Source organism: Psychrobacter sp. CX97 (assembly GCF_057396285.1).
On sequence record NZ_JBXYJE010000001.1, the window covers coordinates 173,436 to 198,555 of the forward strand.

The 25,120-nt window shown below is 40.1% G+C and carries 16 protein-coding genes; 6 read left to right on the plus strand and 10 right to left on the minus strand.

The features are described 5' to 3' along the window. Positions 1-29 precede the first annotated feature (29 nt). The 7 genes from AC2SLL_RS00730 to ilvA form a co-directional block, all read right to left on the minus strand. Positions 30-857: a sulfite exporter TauE/SafE family protein gene (locus AC2SLL_RS00730; RefSeq protein ID WP_486529752.1), complete on the minus strand. Its 828-nt coding sequence runs from the start codon at positions 855-857 to the stop codon at positions 30-32. Positions 858-998: 141 nt separating this feature from the next. Next, a complete protein-coding gene (ccoS, locus tag AC2SLL_RS00735) occupies positions 999-1,256 on the minus strand; it encodes a cbb3-type cytochrome oxidase assembly protein CcoS (protein WP_486529753.1) in 258 nt (85 codons plus the stop codon). 163 nt (positions 1,257-1,419) lie between these two features. Then, a complete protein-coding gene (locus AC2SLL_RS00740) occupies positions 1,420-2,187 on the minus strand; it encodes a YdcF family protein (protein WP_486529754.1) in 768 nt (255 codons plus the stop codon). Positions 2,188-2,394: 207 nt separating this feature from the next. Continuing rightward, entirely contained in the window at positions 2,395-3,546 is a 1,152-nt protein-coding gene (gene murB, locus AC2SLL_RS00745; RefSeq protein WP_486529755.1) for a UDP-N-acetylmuramate dehydrogenase, read from the minus strand. A gap of 137 nt (positions 3,547-3,683) precedes the next feature. Then, the gene (locus tag AC2SLL_RS00750; protein WP_486529756.1) at positions 3,684-4,196 is read right to left on the minus strand and encodes a low molecular weight protein-tyrosine-phosphatase; all 513 of its coding nucleotides are present in this window, start codon (positions 4,194-4,196) and stop codon (positions 3,684-3,686) included. A 234-nt stretch (positions 4,197-4,430) separates the two neighbouring features. Beyond that, entirely contained in the window at positions 4,431-4,850 is a 420-nt protein-coding gene (locus AC2SLL_RS00755; RefSeq protein WP_486529757.1) for an RNA-binding S4 domain-containing protein, read from the minus strand. A 282-nt stretch (positions 4,851-5,132) separates the two neighbouring features. Continuing rightward, positions 5,133-6,686, minus strand: a complete 1,554-nt coding sequence (gene ilvA / locus AC2SLL_RS00760) for a threonine ammonia-lyase, biosynthetic (RefSeq protein WP_486529758.1) — start codon at positions 6,684-6,686, stop codon at positions 5,133-5,135. A 298-nt stretch (positions 6,687-6,984) separates the two neighbouring features. On the opposite strand from ilvA, the gene rpiA reads away from it, so the two are divergent. Then, positions 6,985-7,644 (plus strand): ribose-5-phosphate isomerase RpiA, encoded by a 660-nt coding sequence (gene rpiA, locus AC2SLL_RS00765; protein ID WP_486529759.1) that lies wholly within the window; start codon positions 6,985-6,987, stop codon positions 7,642-7,644. A 650-nt stretch (positions 7,645-8,294) separates the two neighbouring features. Further along, positions 8,295-8,915 (plus strand): hypothetical protein, encoded by a 621-nt coding sequence (locus AC2SLL_RS00770; protein WP_486529760.1) that lies wholly within the window; start codon positions 8,295-8,297, stop codon positions 8,913-8,915. Between the two features lie 220 nt (positions 8,916-9,135). On the opposite strand, the gene AC2SLL_RS00775 is transcribed toward AC2SLL_RS00770, so the two are convergent. The 3 genes from AC2SLL_RS00775 to nirB all read right to left on the minus strand — a co-directional run bounded on the left by AC2SLL_RS00775 (position 9,136) and on the right by nirB (position 14,307). Next, on the minus strand, positions 9,136-10,773 hold the full coding sequence (locus AC2SLL_RS00775; RefSeq protein WP_486529761.1) for an alkaline phosphatase D family protein: 1,638 nt from the start codon (positions 10,771-10,773) through the stop codon (positions 9,136-9,138). A 345-nt stretch (positions 10,774-11,118) separates the two neighbouring features. Next, the gene (nirD, locus tag AC2SLL_RS00780; RefSeq protein ID WP_486529762.1) at positions 11,119-11,496 is read right to left on the minus strand and encodes a nitrite reductase small subunit NirD; all 378 of its coding nucleotides are present in this window, start codon (positions 11,494-11,496) and stop codon (positions 11,119-11,121) included. Between the two features lie 168 nt (positions 11,497-11,664). Beyond that, positions 11,665-14,307 carry a nitrite reductase large subunit NirB gene (nirB, locus tag AC2SLL_RS00785; RefSeq protein WP_486529763.1) on the minus strand — a complete coding sequence of 881 codons (2,643 nt, stop codon included), beginning with the start codon at positions 14,305-14,307 and terminating at the stop codon, positions 11,665-11,667. A gap of 952 nt (positions 14,308-15,259) precedes the next feature. Between nirB and AC2SLL_RS00790 the strand changes: the two genes are divergently transcribed. The 4 genes from AC2SLL_RS00790 (at position 15,260) to AC2SLL_RS00805 (ending at position 24,930) form a co-directional block, all read left to right on the plus strand. Then, on the plus strand, positions 15,260-16,765 hold the full coding sequence (locus AC2SLL_RS00790; RefSeq protein WP_486529764.1) for a NarK family nitrate/nitrite MFS transporter: 1,506 nt from the start codon (positions 15,260-15,262) through the stop codon (positions 16,763-16,765). A 385-nt stretch (positions 16,766-17,150) separates the two neighbouring features. Further along, positions 17,151-19,544, plus strand: a complete 2,394-nt coding sequence (locus tag AC2SLL_RS00795; RefSeq protein WP_486529906.1) for a bifunctional protein-serine/threonine kinase/phosphatase — start codon at positions 17,151-17,153, stop codon at positions 19,542-19,544. Between the two features lie 93 nt (positions 19,545-19,637). Beyond that, positions 19,638-21,158: an NAD(P)/FAD-dependent oxidoreductase gene (locus tag AC2SLL_RS00800; RefSeq protein ID WP_486529765.1), complete on the plus strand. Its 1,521-nt coding sequence runs from the start codon at positions 19,638-19,640 to the stop codon at positions 21,156-21,158. Positions 21,159-21,429: 271 nt separating this feature from the next. Continuing rightward, positions 21,430-24,930: a molybdopterin-dependent oxidoreductase gene (locus AC2SLL_RS00805; protein WP_486529766.1), complete on the plus strand. Its 3,501-nt coding sequence runs from the start codon at positions 21,430-21,432 to the stop codon at positions 24,928-24,930. The last annotated feature ends 190 nt before the right edge of the window (positions 24,931-25,120 follow it).

The following is a 25,120-nucleotide window of genomic DNA, read 5'->3' on the forward strand; positions in this document are numbered from 1 at the left end:
ATGTGACATATCATAATGACTATCGTTAGTCATGGTATGAGGCTCGGCGTCTCAGCGTCGTGACTCATTGGTGCATGGCTTGCCATATTGGAATGATCCATACCTTCATGGTTCATAGTTGAGTGATTCATCGTTGTGTTATCACTTACCATAGCTTGATGAGAATGTTGCATATGACCATGATTCATGTTTTTCATTAACATAGGCAAGGCAATAACCGCCAAACCAGATAGAATCATAATGACGCCATTAATTTGACGCAGTCTAAACTTCCCTATTTGCTTGTGTAACCAGCCCACTGTTTCTTGCGTAGCAACTAACATGGGCACTGTGCCTAGCCCAAAAGCGAACATGATTAAAGCAGCAGTTGAGACGCTTCCGCCAACCACAGCCATCAATAATGCACCATAAACCAGACCACAGGGTAAAAATCCCCATAATAAACCAGCAGTTAAGGCTCTTGGGAAGGTGGTTAATGGAAAAACCTTTTGACGAACTGGCGCTAGCTTTTTCCAAAGTCTTGCACCAACTTTTTCCAGACTATTCAAAAATCGTAGTCCAAGCATCGATAGTCCAATAATTACCAGCACAACACCCAGCAATATTCTTGGCGTGGCGTTACCCATCATAAGGGGTTCCAGAACTTTAGTACCTATTAAACCTGCGATTACCCCTAATATTGAATAGCTAATTAAGCGGCCAAAGTGATAAGTTGCAATGAGGCCACGTTTTTTTAACGGGCTGACTTCGTTCATCGATAAACCAAACGCAGTAACAATACCACCACACATACCTAGACAGTGCGGCGAACCAAAAAAACCCATAGCGAAAGCGGCGACAAGTAATGGGGCTGACATACAATGAATCCTAATTAATCAAGTTCAGTAAAATAAGATACGAACTTTATGAGAGGTAGGCCGAGTGTTTTATACAGTGATTAATTTAATGTTTTAACTCAAAGCAATCAAAAATTAGATCTGTACAACAAAAATTGATCATCAGTTATCAAGGTTGTTATTCAGGTTCTGATCTTTATTATTTGATTGCTTGGTTTTATCTTGATCTTCTGTTGGTATTTTAATTTCGGCCTTGGCGTTTAATGCTTGGCGACGCTCTTGCCTATCGTCCAAAATAACCCGCTGGGAAGCGTTATCTAAATCTTCGAATTGATTAGATCTAACAGCAAAGCGTACTGCCCATATGCCCACGACAAATAACATCAGGCTGAGCGGTATTAATAAATACATACTTTCCATAAACTCTCCAACATTGCTTATAGCAAAGTAGATGGTACAACGGATTTTTTAAAAAATAAGACCATTAAGGCAATAGGGTATTTTAGCATCTATTGCATTCAAACTAAATTGATTGTTTAGAGTAATTCTTAAATAAAACAAATTAATCTAACACATATGCTTATTACAATGCTTCATTTGAATTAGGCTTACGACTTTTCATCAATGTATTGAGGCTAACCTCTTCAGCAGTACGGCAGTTTTTTTGAGGGATGAAAATGTCACGAACGTATGCAGCTAACTCATATATAGTACGTCGGGAATGTATTAGATTCTGCTTAGGGTTTGCCCATCCTTTTTTTGCAGGTAATGGCGCGACGAGAGGAGTTGAGCGAATACCATTCAATGCAAACTGGCGACGCGCTCGAGTCATATGGTAGGCATCAGTAATGAGATAGACATTCGATAGATTCAATCGTTTGGCGGTAAAGCGGGCGTTTTCACAAGTATTCATGCTCGCATTTTCAGTAATAATATTATGAATATTATTTTCTAATAGCCAGTCACTCATCCAGGGGGATTCTACGCCTGTTAATACAATAGGCAGTGGTAAGTGCTTATAGTTAATATATGCCGTGTGGACTCGGCTTAAGCTATACTGATTTAACACGATGGCGCTTTGTGATTGAGCTTTATCAGCCTCTAACTTCGAAGATTGGGGCTTCATATATTCATCATTATTAGGTTTTAACTCGGTTAAACCTCCACCTAAAACAACATAGGCAGAGGGAATATCCTCCAATATTAATTGACTATTATTATGAGGCGCAGGGTTTTCTATGAAATTTGTCTTAATAGTAAAATTCTTTTGATGTTTGTGTGCATCTGGAATGGGTAACTTATTGAGTAAAGATAGCCCTGCTGAGGAAAAAATGGGGGTAAATAAACTCAAGTATAATATGACAGATATCATTGCTGCGATAAAGAGACAACAAAACAGTCGCCTTATTAGACATAAAGTATATTGTTTGAGGGCAGTCCACATGGCGAGCAAGCCTTAATGCCTTATTAAATTAAGTGATTTAAAAGAAAAGTCATCATTCAACAGGAAAGTCAGGATTTGAAATGAACTTTGCAATAAATGTTTGTATGCAAGGGTCTAAGGTACTGTCTCATAACTGGCAACTCTATCTACCCATACAGGTTCACGCTCCAAGCTTATATTATATTTATCTTTAATCACTTGTTGGATGACCTGTTGAGTTACGAAAACGTCATGTTGGGTAGCGGGTTTATTTACGCTAGCCTTTGCATGGTTAACCAAAACTAAGGCTTGTTTATCATGAGTTAAGATGGGGTTTATACCCTGTCCTTTTAAGCCTGCATTATCTATTAACCAGCCAGCTGCTACTTTAGTGTGTGTATCGTCAACTGTGTGGCCCACAATACTAGTATAAACTTCTTTGAGCGCTAAAAACTGTTGAGTTGGTATGACAGGGTTTTTAAAAAAGCTGCCACAGTTAGGCAGTTGACTGGGGTCAGGAAGTTTGGATTGACGGATATGAATAATGGCCTGCATAACATCAGCTGGTGTCATGTTGCCTACTGAACTGTCTTTAGATGGACTTGTACTTCTGTCATTAGCGTAGCTTGATGCCAGTGTGGCTACATCGCCATAATCCACTTTTACTTTGTGACTATCTTTATGAAGGCGAAAACCAACCCGAGTTATGAACCACTGACCAGCCTCACGCTTAAATTTACTATCACGGTAACCAAACTCACACGCATTAGTATCAAACTCATGCCAACTTTGAGTAGGCAAATGATAAGCACGTACATGAGTTAAGCAATCCTCCAACTGCACGCCGTATGCACCAATATTTTGTACTGGAGCAGCTCCCGTTAGGCCAGGAATTAAAGCAAGATTCTCAAGGCCAAACCAGCCTCTGTTCACGGTAGAGACCACAAGCTCATGCCAAATTTCACCTGCCATTACCTCAATGTCAACATACTCTGGCGTTTCCAACAAAACGTTAATGCCCTTCATGGTTGGTTTTATAACAGTGACATCAAGTTTTGGCGGCAACAGAACATTACTACCACCAGATAAAATAAACATTGGCTTGCCAAGATTTATGAGTTGACCAATAACCAAATCGACATCGGTTTCCTCACTCAACGTTATGAACTGCTCAGCTATGCAGGCAAGACGCATGGTATTCAAAGTTAACAAATCTGCATTATGTAACTGTTTAGAGCACGCATTGTTTACATTGGTAGGAGCAGAGACTGGGATGTGTTTGGTCATAAAATATTTATACCATAAGAGGGATATATCTATAATTTAAATAAAGTATAGGCACTTTACTTTAAATGCTGCGATGTTAACCTTGTTTTCTTGCCATTTTAACGATATCAATAGTCATGTTGTTGAGCTGACATTAGTCAAACTCTCCAGCTATCAATCCAGGCATCAACAGAGGATTCAATACGAGTAATGACATCGTCAAATCCTTCAGGGACTCCTAAATATGGGTCAGGCACATTTTGTTTATAGTAGCTTTGATCAACGTCACTTAATAAAGTGAGTGTCGCGAGAGACTCCTGAGGATACAATTTGGCAGCACTGTCCTTGATAACTTCAAGATCAGCTAAGTTTTGAGCATCCATGGCTAGCACTAAATCAAAGTCGTAGAAGTCTTTAGGGCTTACTTGACGAGCCACTAGCTTGCAAATATTGTAGCCGTGTTCTTTAGCATGCTTTTGCGCACGTGGGTCAGGGTTACAGCCAATATGCCAGTCACCTGTGCCTGCTGAATCAACTTTCATTGACAGACCTGCAATGGCAGCTCGCTGACGCAGAATTTCTTCAGCAGTGGGGGAGCGACATATATTACCAAGACAAACCATTAAAACAGATTTGGGTGCTGAATTAGAAACTGATTTAGAAATAGGCATTAGCTACTCATGTTTAAAGGGAGGTGCAAAAAAAGGTTGGTGTATTATTGTCACTTAAATAATCCACTATTTTAACAAGCTTTTCATGCCAACAGTAGGGCTTAATTATTTAAGTTAGCTATTTAAGTTAGTCATTTAAGTAAGTGATGGTAAGTAAGTTATGTGAGTAAGTTAGTCATATCAGCTAAATTTTGCGGGCGGATTGTTTAAAAAGCACCTACTATAATATAAGATTTAATCGTTTTGATATCTAAAGCGTTTTAAGTCGCGGCGCTGTTTTTTGTTTGGCTTTGTATCAGGTCGAGCCAAATTAGCCAACTTGCGCTGCTCAGCGTAGAACTCACGCCGTTTGATACTTTCTTCAGTTTCTTCATAGAGTGTTTGGGCAATCGTAGCATTACCCCGCTGGGTAGATAATGCTTTTACGATGATGCTTTTTTCACTCATACTTGTGGCTGAGCCTTGACGAATGGTTAGCTCATCGCCAACGCTGATTTCTTTACTGGTTTTCACTCGGCTTCCTGCAAAGTGTACCTTACCACCTTCAATTGCTTGTTTAGCAAGATTCCGAGTACGATAAAAACGTGCTGCCCATAGCCACTTATCTAAGCGCACTTTAGCGGTAGATGCAGGCGTATTTTGTTGTTTCGACATAGTATGCTTTTAATGTTTACCTTGTATGAGTTACCTTATAAATATAAATCTGAACTTTTTTAAAGTATAGTCGGTCAAATTGTAAAACTCTACGGTGTTAACCTTTAGCCTACCATTATCGTACTATTACTCGGTTGTCTTGCATCGATTTTTAAGGGCTTTAGTTATAGCCTAACTAAGCAAGTTGGATAAAATCTTTATTCTAAAATATCAGTCCTATTATAGAATAAAGATTTTAACGTATTATCGTACTTGTTTAAACGAGTTAGTCTAGATGCTAACTTATTTTAAAAACATTTGATAACCCACGTTATCAGTCACAGGAGTACATTCATATCCAATATCTTGAAGCGTATCTTGTAGCGCGCGCGAGTTGGTATCAGAGGCTTGTAGCCCCACCAATACCCGACCATCGGCTGCCCCGTGGTTGCGGTAATGGAACAATGTGATATTAAAATCTTGACCCAGCTTTTCTAAAAAGTTTAACAATGCTCCTGGACGTTCAGGAAAACTAACCTTAAAGATTTGCTCATCCTCTACGCCAGCATGGCCACCGATTAAGTAGCGTATATGAGATTTAGCAATGTCATCATCGGTTAAGTCTTGAGCGTCATAGCCAGATTCCTCTAAAGTAGTGGCAATGATTTGACGTTCTTTTTCGCCTTCTTTTAGCGCAATGCCGACAAATATTGTGGCAGGCTGTAGAGAGTCAGGTGCTTTATTACTACGAGTGCGATAATTGAATTCAGTAATATTACGACCTTTTAAACTACGACAAAACTCCAAGAAAGCGCCTGTGCGTTCTGGAAGCGTGACAGCAAAAATAGCTTCTTTTTTCTCGCCAATTTCTGTACGTTCAGCAATATAGCGTAATCTGTCAAAGTTCATATTAGCGCCAGAGATAATGGCAACACAGTTTTTATTGGTTATATGGTGCTTCATTAGGAACTTTTTCATGCCAGCAAGTGCCAGTGCTCCAGACGGCTCAACGATGGTGCGGTTCTCTTCAAATACATCTTTAACGGCAGCACAAACTTCGTCATTGCTACAAGTAACCACCTCAGACTCAATTAATTTACCTGAGCCATCGTTTTTTTGCATATTGACCACCTGAAAGGGTAGGTCGCCAATTTGAGCAACTGCGGTACCATCAACAAATAAACTAACTTGGGGTAAGATAACCCGTTCGTTGGCGTCAAGTGCAGCCTTTAGACTCGCTGCACCCTCTGGCTCCACAGCGATGACTTTAACGTGAGGTGCCACATCTCCTAGAAAAGCAGCAATACCAGCAATGAGACCACCCCCACCCACAGGCACAAACACATAGTCCATATCTCGCCATTGCTGATTGATTTCAAGGCCAATAGTGCCTTGACCTGCGATGACCAGCTCATCATCATAAGGTGGAATATAGGTCAGCCCTTCTTTTTTTGAACGCTCAATAGCATATTGGTTAGTAATATCGAAACTATCTCCATATAGATCTACATTGCCGCCTAATGCTTTCACAGCTTCTATTTTTATCTCAGGCGTAGTGGTAGGCATCACAATAATACTATTAAGACCAAGTTTACTGGCCGAGAACGCAACCCCTTGCGCATGGTTGCCGGCTGAAGCACAGATAACGCCACTGGATTTTTGTACATCAGATAACTGGCTAATACGATTGTAGGCACCGCGTAGTTTAAATGAAAATACAGGCTGCAAATCTTCGCGCTTTAAGCGGATATCGTTGTTAAAACGAAAGGATAGTTTTGGGGCGATGTCCAAAGGGGTTTGTATAGCGGCTTCATATACAGTTGCTTGAAGAATGTTGCGAACCCAGTTTGATAACATAGATAATCCTGCGAGACTCGATTTAAAGAAATTTTAATAACTGATAAGCCTATGCTGTTTTTAACAATCGTGCAAGGTTTAGGCTCCAATTAACCTATGCCAATTGGTTATTACCCTTATAATTAAAGATTAATTACTTACCCCACTAGATTTATTAGCTATTAGACAGGTATTCATATGCTTTAAAAATAATGAAGGTTAAATCACTAAAATATAGCTGTATAATGAAGTAAGGTATTTACCAGCAAACCCAACTAAAACATGCAGAACCTTATAATTAACATTCAATGGGGCAAATATGAGTGAACAATTGAAACTGAAGCAAGAAGTCGCTAAAGCGGCACTTAAGTACATTGATGATGGTATGGTTTTAGGTGTGGGAACAGGGAGTACGGTCAACTGTCTGATTGACTTATTACCACGAGTTAGGCTAAAAGGTGCGGTTGCTAGTTCAAAAGTTACTCAAAATAAACTTGAAGCCCTAGGTATTGAGGTAATGGATTTAAATATTACAGGCGAGCTTGACTTGTATATTGATGGTGCTGATGAAGTAAATCCAAACCTACAGCTTATCAAAGGCGGAGGTGGGGCGCTCACTCGTGAAAAAATAGTGGCGGCAGCTTCAAAGAATTTTTTATGTCTTGTTGATGACAGTAAGTGGGTTACTCAACTTGGGCGTGAGTTTCCAGTACCTATTGAAGTACTGCCACAGGCCCGATCTTATGTGGCACGAGAGCTTGTTAAACTAGGGGGAGAGCCTGTTTACCGTGAAGGCTTTGTCACTGATTATGGCAACGTTATTTTAGATACTTATCACCTTAATATTCAAAGTGCCAGTGATATGGAAAAAACACTCAATAATATCGTTGGTGTCGTGTGTAATGGTATTTTTGCCGCCAATCAAGCAGACACACTATTAATAGCAAAGTCTAGCGGTGTAGAAGCAGTGACCAGATAACATTAGGGTATTACTAACTTTAGCGAACTTAGCGAACTTAGCGAATGTTGCAGAGTGAGTATTAATAAAATTCAACATATACGCTGATAAAATAACAGGGCAGAGGATGCCAATACGTTGTCACTTCTGACTATAACTCATCTATATCTTTCAATAGATTGCAAGAGATGAGTTATAAGCAGTGTTAACAACTTCAATTTGTCTTCAATAAGGCCAAGTATAAAGGTGCTTGAGTTATCTTGTGCAACCCCTTTTTTTCATCAATACATTCTTATACCGCTTATCTTATAGCTCCCATAACTCTTAACTCTCATAGCTCTCATAGCTCTTATAACTCCTATAACTCTCATAATATCGATTATCGCTAGCAAAACAATGAAACAATGAAATATTGCTAAGATGTCAGACAAGCTTAACTCACATCATGACGCCCATTTTATGGTTTTATTATGATGATTTTATATTTATACATCTCATAAAGCTGCTTAACTGCTAGATTTATTTATAATTTAAGTCAACCTATAAAATGTAACTAAACTGTATGTAATATCTTATTAGGACACCATAGATGGTATAATAAGCAATCATTTTAACAAATTAACTATATAAATTTTAGTATTAAAGATTGCTATTAAAAAAAGGGGCACTGTTTGAAATCTAAATTACCATCAGAACCTCTTGTATTGAGTTTCTTCTTGCTTACGCTCATTATAAGCGCCTGCAAACCTTTGAAGTCCGAAGAAGGGGATTGGAAGGATGCGTCTATAGTGGGTTTGCCTGAAATTTCTGAAGGGTACTTAACTCGATCAAATGCTCCCATTAGCCCAATGATCGCAGATAAAAATCACTATGATGTTAGTATGCCTCAGGTGGTTCAGCCAGTGCAGATACCCTCTACAGCAGATGAGACAAAAGAAGCATTTTCAGAATCTTTGGAGATAAGCCAAGCCCGTTTTGCTGCCCGTCGTCACGATAAATGTCCTAAGCTAATTGCCACAGAAGTGGATTCAAACAGAATTGTCAGAACTAAAGAGGTCTTAAAAAAGAACTATTGCGATTATTTTATTTTCGCTAGTAAAGGCGATCGTATTACTGTTGACGTTCAGCCAGATGACTTTGACGCTGTCTTAATATTACCGGTCACACATCACTTCTCAAACAGTAGTTTTGAGGTTGAACAAAATGACAAATATGTGGTGCGAGTAAGTTATGAAGGCAGCGAATATCGCAACGGTCCACTAACATATGATATTGTGGTAGAGCTAAACTAGCGTAGACGATAGAGGCGGGTAATTTGGTTTATTTAAGTGCTCAAATCAACTTTATCCTTCTTTAACTTTATCCTTCTTTGATGTTGTAAACCATGATTCGAAGATGAGTCCTTTTTAGGGCTCATCTTTTTTTGGGCTTGCATTAAATGTCTTAAAGTTAAAACCATGTCTGTTATAGTCAAAGTAATGCTAAACAAGCAATCCTAGACGGCTGATCATTCTAAGACAGCTGAGACTTTTTAACACCTTCTGCTCTTTTGCTCGGCGATAGGGCGGGTGGGTTAAACATCGGCGCTGTTTGCTGACCTTCGACCAGATGATTGGTATCAACCTGCGTGTACAACCCTTTGGCATAATAGCAAATGGCATTGCGGCGAATTAGGGTTCTAACAAAATACCATTCACATTGGAATTTTTGTTTGGTAATATCAAGAAGCATATAGCCGTGATCGAATTGGTTATTAAACTTTTGATGCGGGTTGAGTAGGGGGCCGGCAATTTCAGGAAAGGTGCCTGAAGTGAGGGCGGGGCAGACAAACTCTACCGCAATTGAGCCTTTACCTGTGTCTGAGTTATACGTTTGTTTATTAAAGGGATCTTGGCATATATCAAACGCGAATGAAGCGTGATAATCACCGGTTAAAACTATGGTGTTGTTAATTTTATTAATGTCAATAAAATCTAGCAGGCGCTTACGAGCGCTGGCATAACCATTCCATAAATCACTTGAAAAGGTGGCAGAACTGCCTTTGAATGGTGCAAGAATGACTTGCTGACCCAAGACTTGCCAAGTTGACCCTCGATGTTTACTCTTTAAAAGACTTAGATAAAGCCAGTTTTCTTGCTCAAGCCCTAACAGTTGTCGTTCTGGCTCGTTACTGGCTGCCGCATCAGGCTTTTGACGGCCAAAAATACGGGTGTCAAGCATGTTTAAATCAAAGAGTTTGCCGAATTCAAAGCGCCTATAGATACGCAGCTGGGGGTCGAGTTGATTGCTGGTATCACTGCGAATAGGCATCCATTCATGATAGGCGCGAACCGCTGCCATTTTACGTTCTATATAATCGCCTTCTGTTGCTTGGTGGTTTTGTGCCCCGTCTTTCCAAGCGTCATTTGCAATTTCATGATCATCCCAAACAGCAATGAAGGGGTGCTGACGGTGGCATTCTTGCAAATCAATATCGGTGCGATAACAGGCGTATCGACGACGATAATCCTCTAAGCTAATAATCTCGTGCTTAGGGTCTAAGGGTCGTTTACTAATGAGAAAAGGGTCACAGTAAAACCCTTGCTGATGTTCGTAGATATAATCGCCTAAATGTAAGACAGCGGTTATATCAGGTTGGCTGGCAATATCGGCATAGCCATTGAAGTAGCCAAAGCCATAGTTAGAGCATGAGACGACGGCCAAACGTATACGTTCAACCTCATTAGCGGGTGTATCGGGATGTGGAATTGTGCGAGTTCTACCTACAGGAGAAATATATCCTAGTGCTTCGAAGGCGTAGTAATAGGTGGTGTTCGCTTCAGGCAGAAGAGGGTCAACCTTAACTGTAAAATCAGTTTCAAGGCTGGCGGTGGTTTTACCTTTCGCGACGACCTTTTTAAATTCTGGATCGGTGGCAACCACATAACCAACTGGAATAACAGGGGCGTCAATACTGCCATCATTGGTAATTCGCGTCCATAATATCACTCTGTCATATAAGGGGTCGCCGCTAGCAACACTATGCAGAAAAGGCATAGCACCCTCATAGCCTAAGTCATCTATGTCAGGTAAGCAGGCAGTCAGTTGGGTAAGGACAGCACTTGCTAGAGTAACTTGGCCACTTAGCTTCAAAAAATCACGTCTTTTCATTATTAACGCCTTAATCTTAAAAGATATAATATTATAAGCGTATCATAATGCTTAAATATATCAGTTAGATGAAATCAAAAATGCTAATTAAAGGTAGGTAATAGAAGGTAGGTAAAAAGTTAAATTTTATCCCAAAACCCCTATCTTTCGACATTTTTGATTAATTTAATGAAATAGTAATTATACTAAGCTAACCTTAAGCTAAATCAAGGTCTATAAGTAAGTTATCGTACTTTTAAACACTCCAGCTTTGAAATAATGTGACCTTCAAATATTAGGGCTTTCAAATAAGCAAGACTTTAAAACTGAAACCTTACTTTGATTCAATATTTATTATTTAAACTTTTAAGCGGGCACCTCATTTTTTAAACTGATTAACACGCTATCTCCTTCAAGGGCAACAGGGAAGATGCTTAACTTAACGCTGTCATCATCTAAGCATTGACCCGTGGCCAAGTCAAAGCGTTGTTTATAGATGGGAGAGGCGACATAAAGGGTCTCACCCTTATCGATGCTTCCGTCTTCACGCTGTATTTTATTCATAGTGCTGCCAATTAGACCTCGAGATAGCACATTGGCTTTGCTAAAAGGATCAAAATTATCAATGGCAAACAGTTCGTCATTTTTAGTGCGAAATATAGCCACTTGTTTACCTTCTAATAGGGCGCAAACACCGCCATCTGGGATAATGTCATCAAGCTTACAAATATGTTGATAGGTCATAAGACTGTCCTTTATAGTGTGTTGTTCAATAGGAGGCGCAACTTATTACCGGATCTAATAAATGACAATAAGTTGCATGAAAATAAGTTATGTGAGAATAAGTGGCCTAAACAGTGGGATAGTTAGGCAATGTGATAAGATAACGTGACTTAACTTAGTGACGACGTATTAAACCGTTGCTTCCAGTGCTTTCTTTTCGGTTTCAGTAGCTGGGCGAATTTGCTTACGCTCAGTCACAAATACGACGTTGTCATCACCGAGTTCACTGTTTACAAAATGACGAAAGCGTTTGAGTTTCTCTTTGTCGGTAATGGTCGCCTTCCATTCGCAAACATAGTTGTCAACGAGGAGCTGCATTTGATCTTCAAGCTCTTGGGCGATGCCGAGGCTGTCGTCGATGATGACCTGTTGTAAATAATCGAGACCGCCATCCAAGCTTTCACGCCATTTTGAGGTGCGTTGCAATTTATCGGCAGTTTTGATGTAAAACATGGTAATGCGGTCGATATATTTAATTAGAGTATCTGTATCAAGGTCAGTAGCAAATAGCTCGCCATGACGGGGCACCATGCCGCCATTTCCGGCAACATAAAGATTCCAGCCATTTTCGGTAGCAATTACCCCAAAGTCTTTTGATTGGGCTTCGGCACATTCACGAGTACATCCTGATACCCCCATTTTAATTTTGTGCGGTGAGCGTACGCCTTTATATCGGTCTTCCAGCGTTAGGGCTAGGCCAACACTGTCAGCCACTCCATAACGGCACCAGTTATTACCCACGCAGGATTTAACGGTGCGTAACGATTTGCCATAGGCGTGCCCTGTTTCAAAGCCAGCATTGACTAAGCGTTCCCAGATGTCTGGCAGTTGTTCAAGACGAGCACCAAATAAGTCCACACGCTGACCGCCTGTAATTTTGGTATACAGGTTAAAGTCTTTGGCGACTTGACCTAATACTATTAGCTTGTCAGCCGTTATTTCCCCGCCAGCCACACGGGGTACAACAGAGTAGGTACCATCTTTTTGAATATTACCAAGGTAGTAATCATTAGTCTCTTGTAGAGGGGCTAGTTCTGTTTTTAATATATAGTCGTTCCAACAAGAAGATAATATAGAGGCAACAGCAGGCTTGCATATTTCACAGCCGCGGCCATGACCATGACCTGTAAGCAGCTCATCAAAGGTCTTATAGCCATGCACACGTACCAAGTTATATAAATCTTGACGAGAGTAATCAAAATGCTCACATAAGTTATTATTCACTTCAAATCCAAGTTCGGTAAGCTGATACGCTAGAATATCTTTTACCATTGGCGCGCAGCCACCACACCCTGTGCCTGCTTTAGTCTCACTTTTCACATCTATTAAAGAATACGAGCCATTATCTACGGCGTTGCATATAGCGCCTTTGCTGACATTGAAGCATGAACAAATGGTTGCGGTATCGGGTAGGTTATCAACACCCATTGCCGGTTTTTCGACATTAGGTAGAATTAAACTTTCAGGATGTAAGGGCAAGTCTATATCATTTAAGAATAGTTGTAATAGGTTGTTATAATCTTCTGTGTCGCCAACCATTACCGCACCCAGTAGCTTTTTATTATCGCTACTAGTAACCAATTTCTTATAAATGCCTTCATTGGGATTTTGATAAATATAGCTTAGGCAACCTTCAGTTTTGCCTTGAGCATCACCGATACTGCCTACGTCAACACCCATCAATTTAAGCTTGGTACTCATGTCAGCACCAGTGAAGGTTTTGTCAGTCTCTCCGGCAATTTGAGCAGCACAAATGCTTGCCATTGCGTAACCAGGCGCAACTAAACCAAATATTTTATTTTCCCAAACTGCACATTCGCCAATGGCATAAATGTCATCATTGTTAGTCTGACAATGGTTGTTAATTAATATACCGCCACGTTCGCCTATCTGCACGCCGCACTCAGGATTATTTTTCATGATGGCATCTTGTGGCCGTATACCGGCACTAAATACAATCATATCGGTATCGAGCTCAGTACCGTCGGTAAATTGCATAGTAAGACAGGTTTCTTTAACTAGGTTTACTTCGTCTTGTTTGTCTTTTTGGTGAATATCGTAGTTAAGTGACACACGGCGATTATGAATAATCTCTTTGGTGTTTTTACCTGTTAAAACGGTAACCCCTAAAGCCTCAATTTTCTTTTTAAGTATGTCGCCGCCCGCAGGGTCAAGCTGAACCCCCATCAGCTGTGGAGCAAATTCTACTACGTAGGTTTCAAGGCCAAGGGTTACCAATGCTTTAGCCGCTTCAAGACCGAGTAAACCACCCCCCACCACCACGCCTTTCTTGACATTTGGTTGCTCGGCTACTTCTAAAATGTTATTCAAGTCAGCAATGGTTCGATATACCTGACAATGTGAATGGTCTCTGCCTTCGATAGGTGGAACAAAGGGGTAGGAGCCTGTGGCTAATACCAGCTTGGCATAATCTACTTTATCACCTTGTGCGGTAGTAATGGTTTTGCGGTCACTATCAATATCGACAATGCGCTGTTGCAGATGGAGCGTAATGTTTGCTGATTCATAATCTGCTAAGTCGACTAGGTTTAGTTTACTGGCATCTTTGTGTTCAAAATAGCTTGAGAGATAAACACGATCATAGGCAGGACGATCCTCTTCTCCAAATACATGAATGTCGTATTGTTTGTTTAAGCCAAGTTCAATTGCTTTTTCAATAAAATGATGGCCGACCATTCCATTACCGACAATAATTAATTTGCCTTGTGACTCTTCATTATTTGCTGTGTTACTCATAGTTGCCTTACTCATGTTTATATCCTTTAGGTAGAGGTTAGGTGGCAGTCTCAATAACTCTTAAGGGGGAGTTTGTTGTCAGGGTTAGATTGTGATAAGGAATGGCCTGTTGTATGAATGGCTAGTGGTAAAGGGAGGCTTGCTACCTAGTGCCTATCTTAACTGCATTCAATATTCGTGCCAGTGGTTATAAAAGGCGAAATGACCGTCATGAAAGTCAGTTTGTCATAACACCGATAAATTATAAGATTAGGGAGTTGGTCAGTAGGTATTAGGCCTATTTATAAAGGGTTTTAAAGCATGAGGAAAAATGATAGTACAGTCAGAAGGTAGGGGATTATATTAATTTATGTTAGAAAGGTAAAAATGAATCGTCAATAGTTTAATTGCACTATATTGATGCTTAATTCGTATTTAGCTGTACTTTTGCGCTTTTAAAGTGCATTTTATTGAGTTGATATCAAACTATAGAGGTTATCAATAACGACTAGTAATAAATGTATTACTTATTAATATAAATAGGTGTTATCAGCAGATTGATAAAGAGCATAAATCTTGTCGAAACCTAGATACTGTATAGCAGAAATATTAAAGTTTAATCATGCACTCAGATTAGCTGCTTAGACTATATGCAATAAGTAGGAATGCATTTGCAAATAGTTTCTAGATAGGATGATTACGAAAAATTGTTTCATACGAATTAACCAGAAACAGAGGTAGGAGGCAATATAAATAAGGACTATGAGAAGGCACTATATATAGCATAAGAAGGGGTTTAGATATTGTGATTCGTCAATTAAAAAAGCGGGTGGCATAGGGATTGCAAACTTTAAAACAAGGTTACTGATTTGTTCATAAATTTTGTTTAGATTATTTTTTATTTAGATTAACTAACAAAAGGTAACTATTGTGTAGCTAAATTCAAAGCTGCATATCATAACTTCTCATCCGATTTAAGGAAGCCTGTATGTCATCAGCTAATACCGTCCCTCCAAGTAAAGGTAAGTTGAACATCTTATCTTTCGCTGGAAAAAATAAAATCCTCCACTTAGGCTGGATGGCATTTTTCTTAACCTTCTTTGTATGGTTTAACCATGCTCCTTTCTTGTCAGCCATTGGTGACACATTAAACTTATCAAAACAACAAGTTAAAACCTTATTAATTCTAAATGTTGCTTTAACGATTCCAGCAAGGGTCATTATCGGCATGTTGACCGATAGGTTCGGCCCTCGAATTGTCTACACCTGTATCTTAGCGCTAGGCGCTATACCATGTTTTACTTTCGCATTTGCGCAAGATTATACGACCTTAGCTTTATCACGCTTCATATTAGGTTTTGTTGGCGCCGGCTTCGTAGTCGGTATTCGCTTAATGAGTGATTGGTTTCCTGCTAATGAACTCGGTACTGCTGAAGGTATTTATGGCGGTTGGGGCAACTTTGGTTCGGCCGCCGCAGCAATGTTACTACCGACGATGGCAATTGGGTTTGCGGCATGGTTCGGTGGTGATGAAGGCTGGCGTTATGCTTGTGCGACTTCTGGCGCAGTAATGGCGTTATACAGTATTCTTTTCTATGCGAAGGTTCGTGATACACCAAAGGGGCATACTTACTTTAAACCTAAGAAGCATGGTGCGATGACAGTGACCTCAAAAGGTGACTTCTGGTTAATGATGGTGTTTAAGATTCCCATGTATTTTGCTCTAGCGCTGCTGGCATGGAAATTATCGCCAATAGGGGTAAACTTATTAAGCCAATTTTGGGTCAATGTTATCTATGTCGCTTTAGCATTATTATATGTCTATGAGTTTATTAGTAGCTATCGCTTTAATAAGGACGTATTTACCACCCCTATACCTGAAGCACAGCGTTACGATTTTAAACAAGTGGGTGTCCTAAACATACTTTACTTTGCTACCTTTGGTTCAGAGTTAGCGGTTGTCTCTATGCTACCTTTATTTTACCTTGAAACTTTTGAGGTATCGGTCGTCGCTGCAGGTTTATTAGCGTCATCTTATGCCTTTATGAACTTAATGTCTCGCCCAGGTGGCGGTTGGTTAAGTGATAGATTTGGTCGTAAGAGTACGCTTCTTATTTTAACGGCTGGATTAGCGATTGGTTATTTCTTGATGGGATTAGTGGATTCATCATGGCCTGTATTTTTAGCGTTAATCATTACGATGTTCTGCTCATTCTTTGTACAGGCCGGTGAAGGTGCGGTATTCGCAGTCATACCGTTAATTAAGCGAAGCATGACAGGCCAGTTTGCGGGTATGGCAGGTGCTTATGGTAATGTTGGCTCAGTGGTTTATCTCACTGTATTGAGCTTAGTAAGTTATCAAGTATTCTTTATGGTCATTGCAGCGACAGCAGTTGTCGGCTTCTTAGCTTTATTCCTCTTAAAAGAGCCCTCAGGAGTTATCTTAGAAGAAATGCCAGATGGGTCATTCGCTGAAATTAGAGTGGGCCATTGATTTATTAACAATACTAAGAACTGTATTCATAAGCCAAAGTTAGGAGATTTTTAGAATAAAATGAGTCAATACGAGGCACGATTAAGTTAAAAGCTCGGATTGAATAGTCATTCTATTTAATCCTAATTTTAACCAAGTAGTGGTGTATTTTAGCTAAAAATAGCCAATTATAGGCTTTGAATACAGGTTCTACTCTAATTAAACAGGTTTTGTTAAGTGGTTTAACACTGAGCAGACCTATTCTTAAACGTTAGGATGAATGTGTTATCAGGAGAAACAGTTGAGTATTATTAATGGCCCTGCTGAACAGAGTGAGAATCAGTCTCAAATTAAATCGAGCCACCAATTTGTCTCACATGCAAGTTGGTGGCTTGATTTTTATTCGATGGCAGGACGTAAGTCTGAGAATCAGGACAGTTTGATTATTACTACCTGTTTGACAGGATATTTTCCAAAAGCTAGTAATAAGACTGAAATTAGAGATAACGTACGGGACAATAGCTCTCTAATTGCGCCGTTAATCAAATCTGCTAATCAATATAATGTTGACTCCAGAATTACTGACAATTATCCTCGTAAGAAGGGTGACCTTAATCATGAAACCAATATTAACCAATGTTACCACTCTTTAACTGATAAAAGCCCTGCTGATAATATTCAAAAAGCTATTGATTCCAGTAAGTTACCTGTATTGGCAGTATTGTCTGATGGAGTAAGTGCCTGCCAGTTCCCTAAGCAGGCCAGTCAAATAGCAGTTGAAATAACGGTAGAGGCTATCATTGAAGGGCTACAAAAATTACAACAACAGAGTGTCATCGAATCCAGTCATTTCGGAAAAGATGCTTATAAAGTCATCTTAGATGATGATAGTGTTGCAGGGATTATTAAGTCTGCCCTGATTAAAACCAACGACTCCATGTATTTCTCTCAAGCTTATCAGCGGGTGCCGCCTTTGCTCGCCACTATATCTGGCGTGCTTTGTATTGGCGACCGTGTGCATCTGTTTCACACTGGCGATTCAAGAATTTATCGTGTTGGCGCTGATAATTTGACTGTGCTTACCGAGGATCATCGCATTCATCATGGGCAAGACAAAGGGGCATTATCGGCTGCTATTGGGGCTGATAGCCGTTTAGATTTACAGCAAATGGTATTTACGCTACATCAGAATGAATACTTGGCGCTCATGACTGATGGAGTCTATGAATTTATAGATCCCGTTGAAATGCAGTTTGAATTTAGCGCTGCAGTCTCACATTTAGAGAACACGCCAGATTGGAATCAATTAACTCACTGGCAGCTGAGTCGCCATTTATGCCATATTGCGTTGACTGAGGGCAGCAATGATAACTTAAGTATGATTATGCTAGGTATGGGGGCGCCACCTTCTCCAAACACCGAGTCTAAAGCTCAACTCAAAATAAACAGTAAAAAAACAGTGACTTCCAATAAGCCAAGTAACTTAACGGTATTTACTAATAAAAGTGATTTAACTGTGTTTAAAGATAAAGATAAAGATAAAGATAAATCAAACATAAGCGATGACATAGATGGCTTAATGTTGACCCAGAGTAGGCAAATGGACGCAGATAAGCGTAAAGAGCATGATAATGAAGATCTTAGTGATGATAAGTATAGCAATGTTCAACTGGATAGAAGTACTACCTTATCAAATGATAGGTCATTAAATGATAGTGAAGCGCGTTTATTTTCTGACTCTACTATTGCACCAACTCGCTATCAACTGCCTACTGGGCTTGAGGTAGGAGATCAAGTCGATGGTCTCATAGTGGATAGTATTATTGCAAGAACAGCCCGTAGTGAAGTCTATCTGGTGCATGATAATGTAGGGAATCAATATGCTTTAAAATCGCCTAGTCTTATGACAGTTGACGATGGCCATTATCTGCGTGATTTTTTAAAAGAACGAAAAATTGGTCTTAGTCTCTCAAAACACCGTCGTGCAGGCGAAGTCGCTTACAATCAAGCCAACCCAAATCAAAGTCCAAAAAGTAGCGAAAATAATACCCAAGTACCAGTAGGATCGGGGCTGGGCGAATCAGGATTGCTGCGCTACTATCCAGTACCAGCAAGTTCAACTTATTTATATCATTTAACCGAGTATATCGAGGGGGAGAGTTTACGGGCTTTTATGGAACGCAATGGCCCATGCGATGTATGGCAAACCTATGATTTACTGACTAAGATTGGTATGGCAGTTCGGGTTATGCATCGCAATTATCTCTTGCATCAAGATATCAAACCAGAAAACATATTACTTACAAAGTCGGGTGCGGTAAAGCTCATTGATTTTGGATCTGTCGCATCTTCTATAATAAGAGACAACACCAGACCCCCTGTTGGAGATTTACACTATGCTGCACCAGAATATTACACTGATGCACCAAAAGGGGTAAGTTCTGATTTATTTTCAATTGCAGTTATTGGTTTTGAGTTATTAACTGGAGAGCGTCCCTTTGCTTCTCAAAGGTTAATGAGTGCTCATGATGCCTTAATAGTTCCTACAGACTTGCTACAAAAAAAACGGGTGCCAGCGACCAGTCAGCAAGCGTTACTAAGAGCACTTCATCGTAATACCAATGCACGTCATCAAGCAATTGGCGAGTTTTTACAAGACTTTAATCCGGATAATAGTGCGTCATTATCTGATCCGCAACCACTGATCAAACGAAACCCATTATTGGTATGGCATGGCATTTGCTTGATACAAAGTATCATCATTATACTTTTATTAATCAAGTATTTACCAACAAGCTAGTTTTGTCATTGATATTGTTGAAGGCAGCAGCGTTGTTTATAAACTGGTTGATAATGCCTATTTCAGTCGCCGCATCAGTAGCTAAGGTCTTTTATGTCAGATCCTGTCATTGCTCATTCACAGTCATTATGTGGCACCCATTTACTAAATGGCAAATCAACTTTATCCCCCTCTCTATACCAACCTCAATCCTCATTTGAGGAGGTTGTCATTGTCGGTGCAGGGATGGCAGGCAGCCGTTTGGCTGTACAACTTGCTACTGCATGGCAATCTATCCAATCTAGACAGACACCTGTACGTATTACCTTAATCAGTAAAGAGCCAGAAGTGGGTTATAACCGTATTATGTTGTCGCCCGTATTGGCAGGAGAGACTGCGTTTGATGATACTTATTTATATGATAAAGGCGAATATGAACGTCTGGGTATTAAGGTAATGTCAGGTGTTAGTGTTGATCACATTGATACCAATTCGCAACTACTAAAACTTAATGATGGACAAGTCTTGAGTTATGCCAAATTGATATTAGCAACTGGATCTAAGGCTCGAGTGATACCGTTACCCAATCATGATGCTAAAAATGTCCACGTATTTCGTGAAGTGTCTGATATGTCTGTGCTCAGGGAGTATGCGAAACAAGGTAAGAAAGGTCTTGTTATTGGCGGTGGTGTATTGGGGGTAGAAGTAGCCTGTGCTCTGGCGTCACAAGGCGCAAAGATGAGTGTAATACATGTAGATCGCTATGTTTTAAATCGTCAGTTAGATTTAACTGCGGCGGTAATGTTACAACAAGAGCTGACTAAGCGTCAGGTAAGACTGGAACTATCAGCCATGTCTAGTGCCATTGAAATCAACAAAACACGAGAGGTCACAGGGCTAACCTTAAAAGATGGCCGTACTCTTAAGGCGGATTTTATTGTGATGGCAGTCGGTATTATACCCAATACCAAGTTGGCAAAAGATAGTGGTATTGAAGTGAATCGAGGTATCGTTGTCGATAACTATATGCGAACTAGCTGTGACAACGTATACGCCATTGGCGAGTGTGTTGAAATTAATGAAGAGCTTTTTGGCATGGTATCTTCAGTTAATCAACATGTGGAAACCTTAAAAAGTGTAATGATTCATCAAGCGAGCCCGTCGCAATGGCAACCGTTTGTTAGTGCGCCATTATCTTTAAAATTAAAAGTCTCTGGGGTAGCCGTATTTTCTGCAGGACAAATCCAGTTTAAAGATACTGAAAGGGAGGGTATCGAAAAAATTATCTATCGTCAGTTTAATAGCAATCATTATCAATGTTTGTATATACGCAATAATTTTTTAATCGGGGTGGTATTGTACGGCGAAACAAGTGATGGGAACTTTTATAGTCAGCTGATAAATGATGAAATTGACATATCTGATATTAAAGACTCGTTGATTTATGGTGCCGCTTATTGTGGATCAGTGCTAGATGCAAGCTCTCAATCTATACATGAAATAGATAATGGGGCTGCTACGGTTACCATTGAGACGGACATAATAGAGGATGGCTCAATGGATTCCATCAGCCCTTTATTACGTAGTGATTCTTCAAATCATAACAGTCTAAGCAATAGCACACTGAGCAACTAATAAACTAATAAACTAATGGCGTAAGGGACTAGGTTTTAACAGCACCTTAGAACTTAGGACATGACATTAAGAGGGAACCTTCTTTAATCCTTGTTAAAAGAGGTCTAAATAAAGAAGGTAAGAAGATAGATGGTAAAAAAGATAGAAGGTGCTAAAGGCATCGGCATTATTTTTAAATAATATACAGATTGAAAATACATACTGCAGCAAGAGTGAGAATACTATCAACATTAGCGAAAAAACAATCCACACTAATAAGCATGACAAACAGATGTACACAATGACCAATGACAGTACTAATGTAACTCAAAATAGCTTAAACAGCTTGAATACAGCCATTTCTCTAAACGAGGCTTCTGGTAAGCAGTCTACGCTTAGTCGTATGGATGTCATTCCTGTACTAACGATTAGTGAGGATAGAGTTGCAGGTAATCCAAACGATAGCGTCATAAATAAAGTACGGACAACTTGTCCGTATTGTGGGGTTGGTTGCGGTGTATTAGTGACGGTAAACACGGTTACGGGTAATATTGATGTACAAGGCGATCCAGAGCATCCTGCCAATTTTGGTAAATTGTGCTCTAAGGGCAGCAATTTAGCAGAGACTTTGAGCACTGATCGGCGCTTAACAACCCCTTATTATCAAAATAAACACCTATCTATGCCATCCTCGTTCGGTGCCATTAAAGCGGATACCATGCGTCAAGCAAAATCAAAGAAACAAGGTGTTTTTAGTCAACAGTCACAATGGGATACTGTCCTTGAAGATATTGCGGTTCGATTAACGGATACCATTGCCGAACATGGTGCTGACAGTGTGATGTTGTATGTGTCAGGTCAGTTATTAACGGAAGATTATTATGTGGCCAATAAGTTTGTTAAGGGCTTTATTGGGAGTAACAATATTGATTCAAACTCGCGTCTTTGCATGTCTTCCGCTGTGGCTGGACACAAACGTGCCTTCGGAGCAGATTTAGTACCTGGCAGTTATACTGATTTTGAAAGCTGCGATTTATTGGTGCTTGTCGGCTCAAATATGGCATGGTGTCATCCCGTTTTATTTGGACGCTTTTTAAAAGCCAAGCAGCAAAACCCCAATAAAAAACTCATCGTGATCGACCCACGTCGTACCGATTCTTGTGAATTTGCGGACTTGCATCTGCCACTTGCCCCAGGCACTGACACGCATTTATACAATGGGCTTCTTAAATACCTTAAAGAAAGTGGTTGCCGAGATGATGACTACGTCGCACAGTGCGAAAATATAGAAGCGGCATTAAGAGCGGCTGACTCATGGGATATTGAGGCAGTCGTCAAAGCAACCCAAGTAGACGCCGATACGATTAAGCAGTTTTATCAAATGGTAGCTGACACTACTAAAACGGTGACAGCCTTTAGTATGGGTGTTAATCAATCTAGCAGTGGTACGGACAAAGTCAATGCCATTATTAATACGCATCTATTCACGGGACGGATTGGCATTGAGGGTGCATCTCCTTTTTCACTGACGGGTCAGCCCAATGCTATGGGAGGGCGTGAAGTAGGGGCGCTCGCCAACCTACTTGCAGGGCATTTGGATTTAGCGAATAGTGAGCATCGTGAAGCAGTTGCTCAGTTCTGGCAAACCCCGCAAAAGATAGCTTCCAATGTAGGGGTAACCGCATGTGAGGCCGCAGATGCCATACTAGACGGACGTATTAAAGCTATTTGGATTATAGCCACTAACCCTGTCGTCAGCTTGCCAGAAGCTGAAAAATTTCGACATGCCCTTGCTAAATGTGATTTGGTCATTGTCTCAGAATGTTCAAAAGACAGTGACACCATACGGTGTGCGGATATCGTTTTGCCGGCACAAGGGTGGGGAGAAAAGTCGGGAACCGTTACCAATTCTGAGCGTTGTATTTCTCGGCAACGCAGTTTTCTACCTGCCGTAGGCGAGGCCAAGCCTGATTGGTGGATTTTATCGCAGGTTGCAAAGCGAATGGGTTTCAAAGGTTTTGATTATGAGCACCCAAGTGAAATCTTTAATGAACATGTGGCACTTACCAGTTATAAGAATAGCAAATACCCAAGACATCTTGATTTAGCCAGTGAGATAGGCCGCTTAGTAGAGAGTAACTCGTCCGATCGGTCTGATCCCGTTGAGTCTCACAAATCATCTGCAAAAACAGATTCCTCTATTAAATCTGTCATTACACCCTCCATTACACCAACCTCGACTACTTTAGCTTCCACTACAATAGCTGCAATGGCTAAATTGACGCCTAATAGCTATGAGCTGATGTCGCCGTTTCAATGGGGTGGTAAACATATTAACGTTATTGCTAAGAGTTTTAGGCATTCAGCGCCTAAATTTATTGGCATAGAGCCTCCACAAGGCGCTGGAGCAATACATCGTTACTCTAATAGAATGAATAAGCGTCAGGTTCTACCCAAAGATTATGAAGATTATCAACAATTAACAAAGCTTAAACGTCAACCTTCGCGCGATGCTATGGCTCATGATGGGTTAACTGATATTAAATGGCCACATTTTAATACTATTAATAGTCGCTCAATAAACTTGCGTTTAATTACTGGTCGACTGCGTGATCAATGGCATACCATGACTCGAACGGGTCTAGCACCAAAATTGAATCAACAAAAAACGATGCCTATGATCACCCTGCATCCTGAGGATGCTCAGGAGTTAGGGTTAACAAATGAACACTTTGTCTCTATAGTGCCGCAAGTACATTTTGAGTCGTATTCCAAAGACAAAAAGTTAACTGATGTTAATAAGGTTATCGCTCAAGTTGACATTAGCGATAATGTGCGAAAAGGCGATGCCTTTATGCCAATGCATTGGAGCGAAGCATTTGCCAATCTTTCCAGAGTAGGTGTGGTTATTCCTAATAAAATAGACCCTATTTCATCGCAACCTGAACTTAAAAACTCAGCCGTGACTGTTGAAGCGATCGCAATGCACACAGTCGGCCGTATTTTAGTGCACCCTGAGTGGTTAGACGTTGTTTTAGTACAATTGCGTTTTTTTGCTGCAAAAGGTATGTCTAATAATTCAAAAGAAGTTCAGGATAAAAAACCATTCAATGCAACGCCTCACTTTAAATACCCTAATATAGTCTGGAGTCTTAGCCGGCAGCAAGACAGTATTCTAATTAATATTGCTACGCCGCAACAAAGCATGAGCATTGCTTGGTTAAAATCTGAATTTTGGCAAGGCTTTATCAATAAAATAATATCTAGTTCTGCTCAAGCCGATGTATGTAAAGCCATGATTAAACCAAAACTATTAGATACCAGTATTATGGTTGATAGCGTTGCTAGAGAGTTACGTTTGGTGGTATGCCGGCAGGGCAATCTTGATAGTGATATAAGCAGTAGCCAGTCTTCTAATAGCCAATTAGATAGCGATGCAACTAAAGCTATAAATAACGTACAGACTACCCCCATCTCTCGGTTATTGTTTGCGGTTTATATTGCACCTGAATATAAACAGTTGCCTAGTACCCATTGGTTAAATAATTGTTTTGTTGATATGAGTGAAGTACCGTCGGTTAAATGGCTACTTGCTGGACGCCCCGCTAGCGGTTATGTCGACCCCGGTCCTATCGTATGCGCCTGTATGGGCGTTGGTAAAAATATAATCGTTAATGCCATAAAAAAAGATAAATGTACAGATGCTGTAAGTGTCGGAAAGTTATGTGCAGCAGGAACCAACTGTGGTTCTTGTGTTGGTCAAATCAATGCGCTTGTTAAACAGTATGCTTAGCACTGGCATTCTAAAATCATAGCTTTTTGATAACTTTTAACAACTATGACATATCAATTGACTTCTAATTGAACGAGCACTTCTAAATAACTAATTAGCGACCCAAAATCTATAGGTATTACAAATAAGTTTTGCGTAGGATCTGATCAGTTATAGCCAATCATGTACGATTCATCATAAACTCAGATCC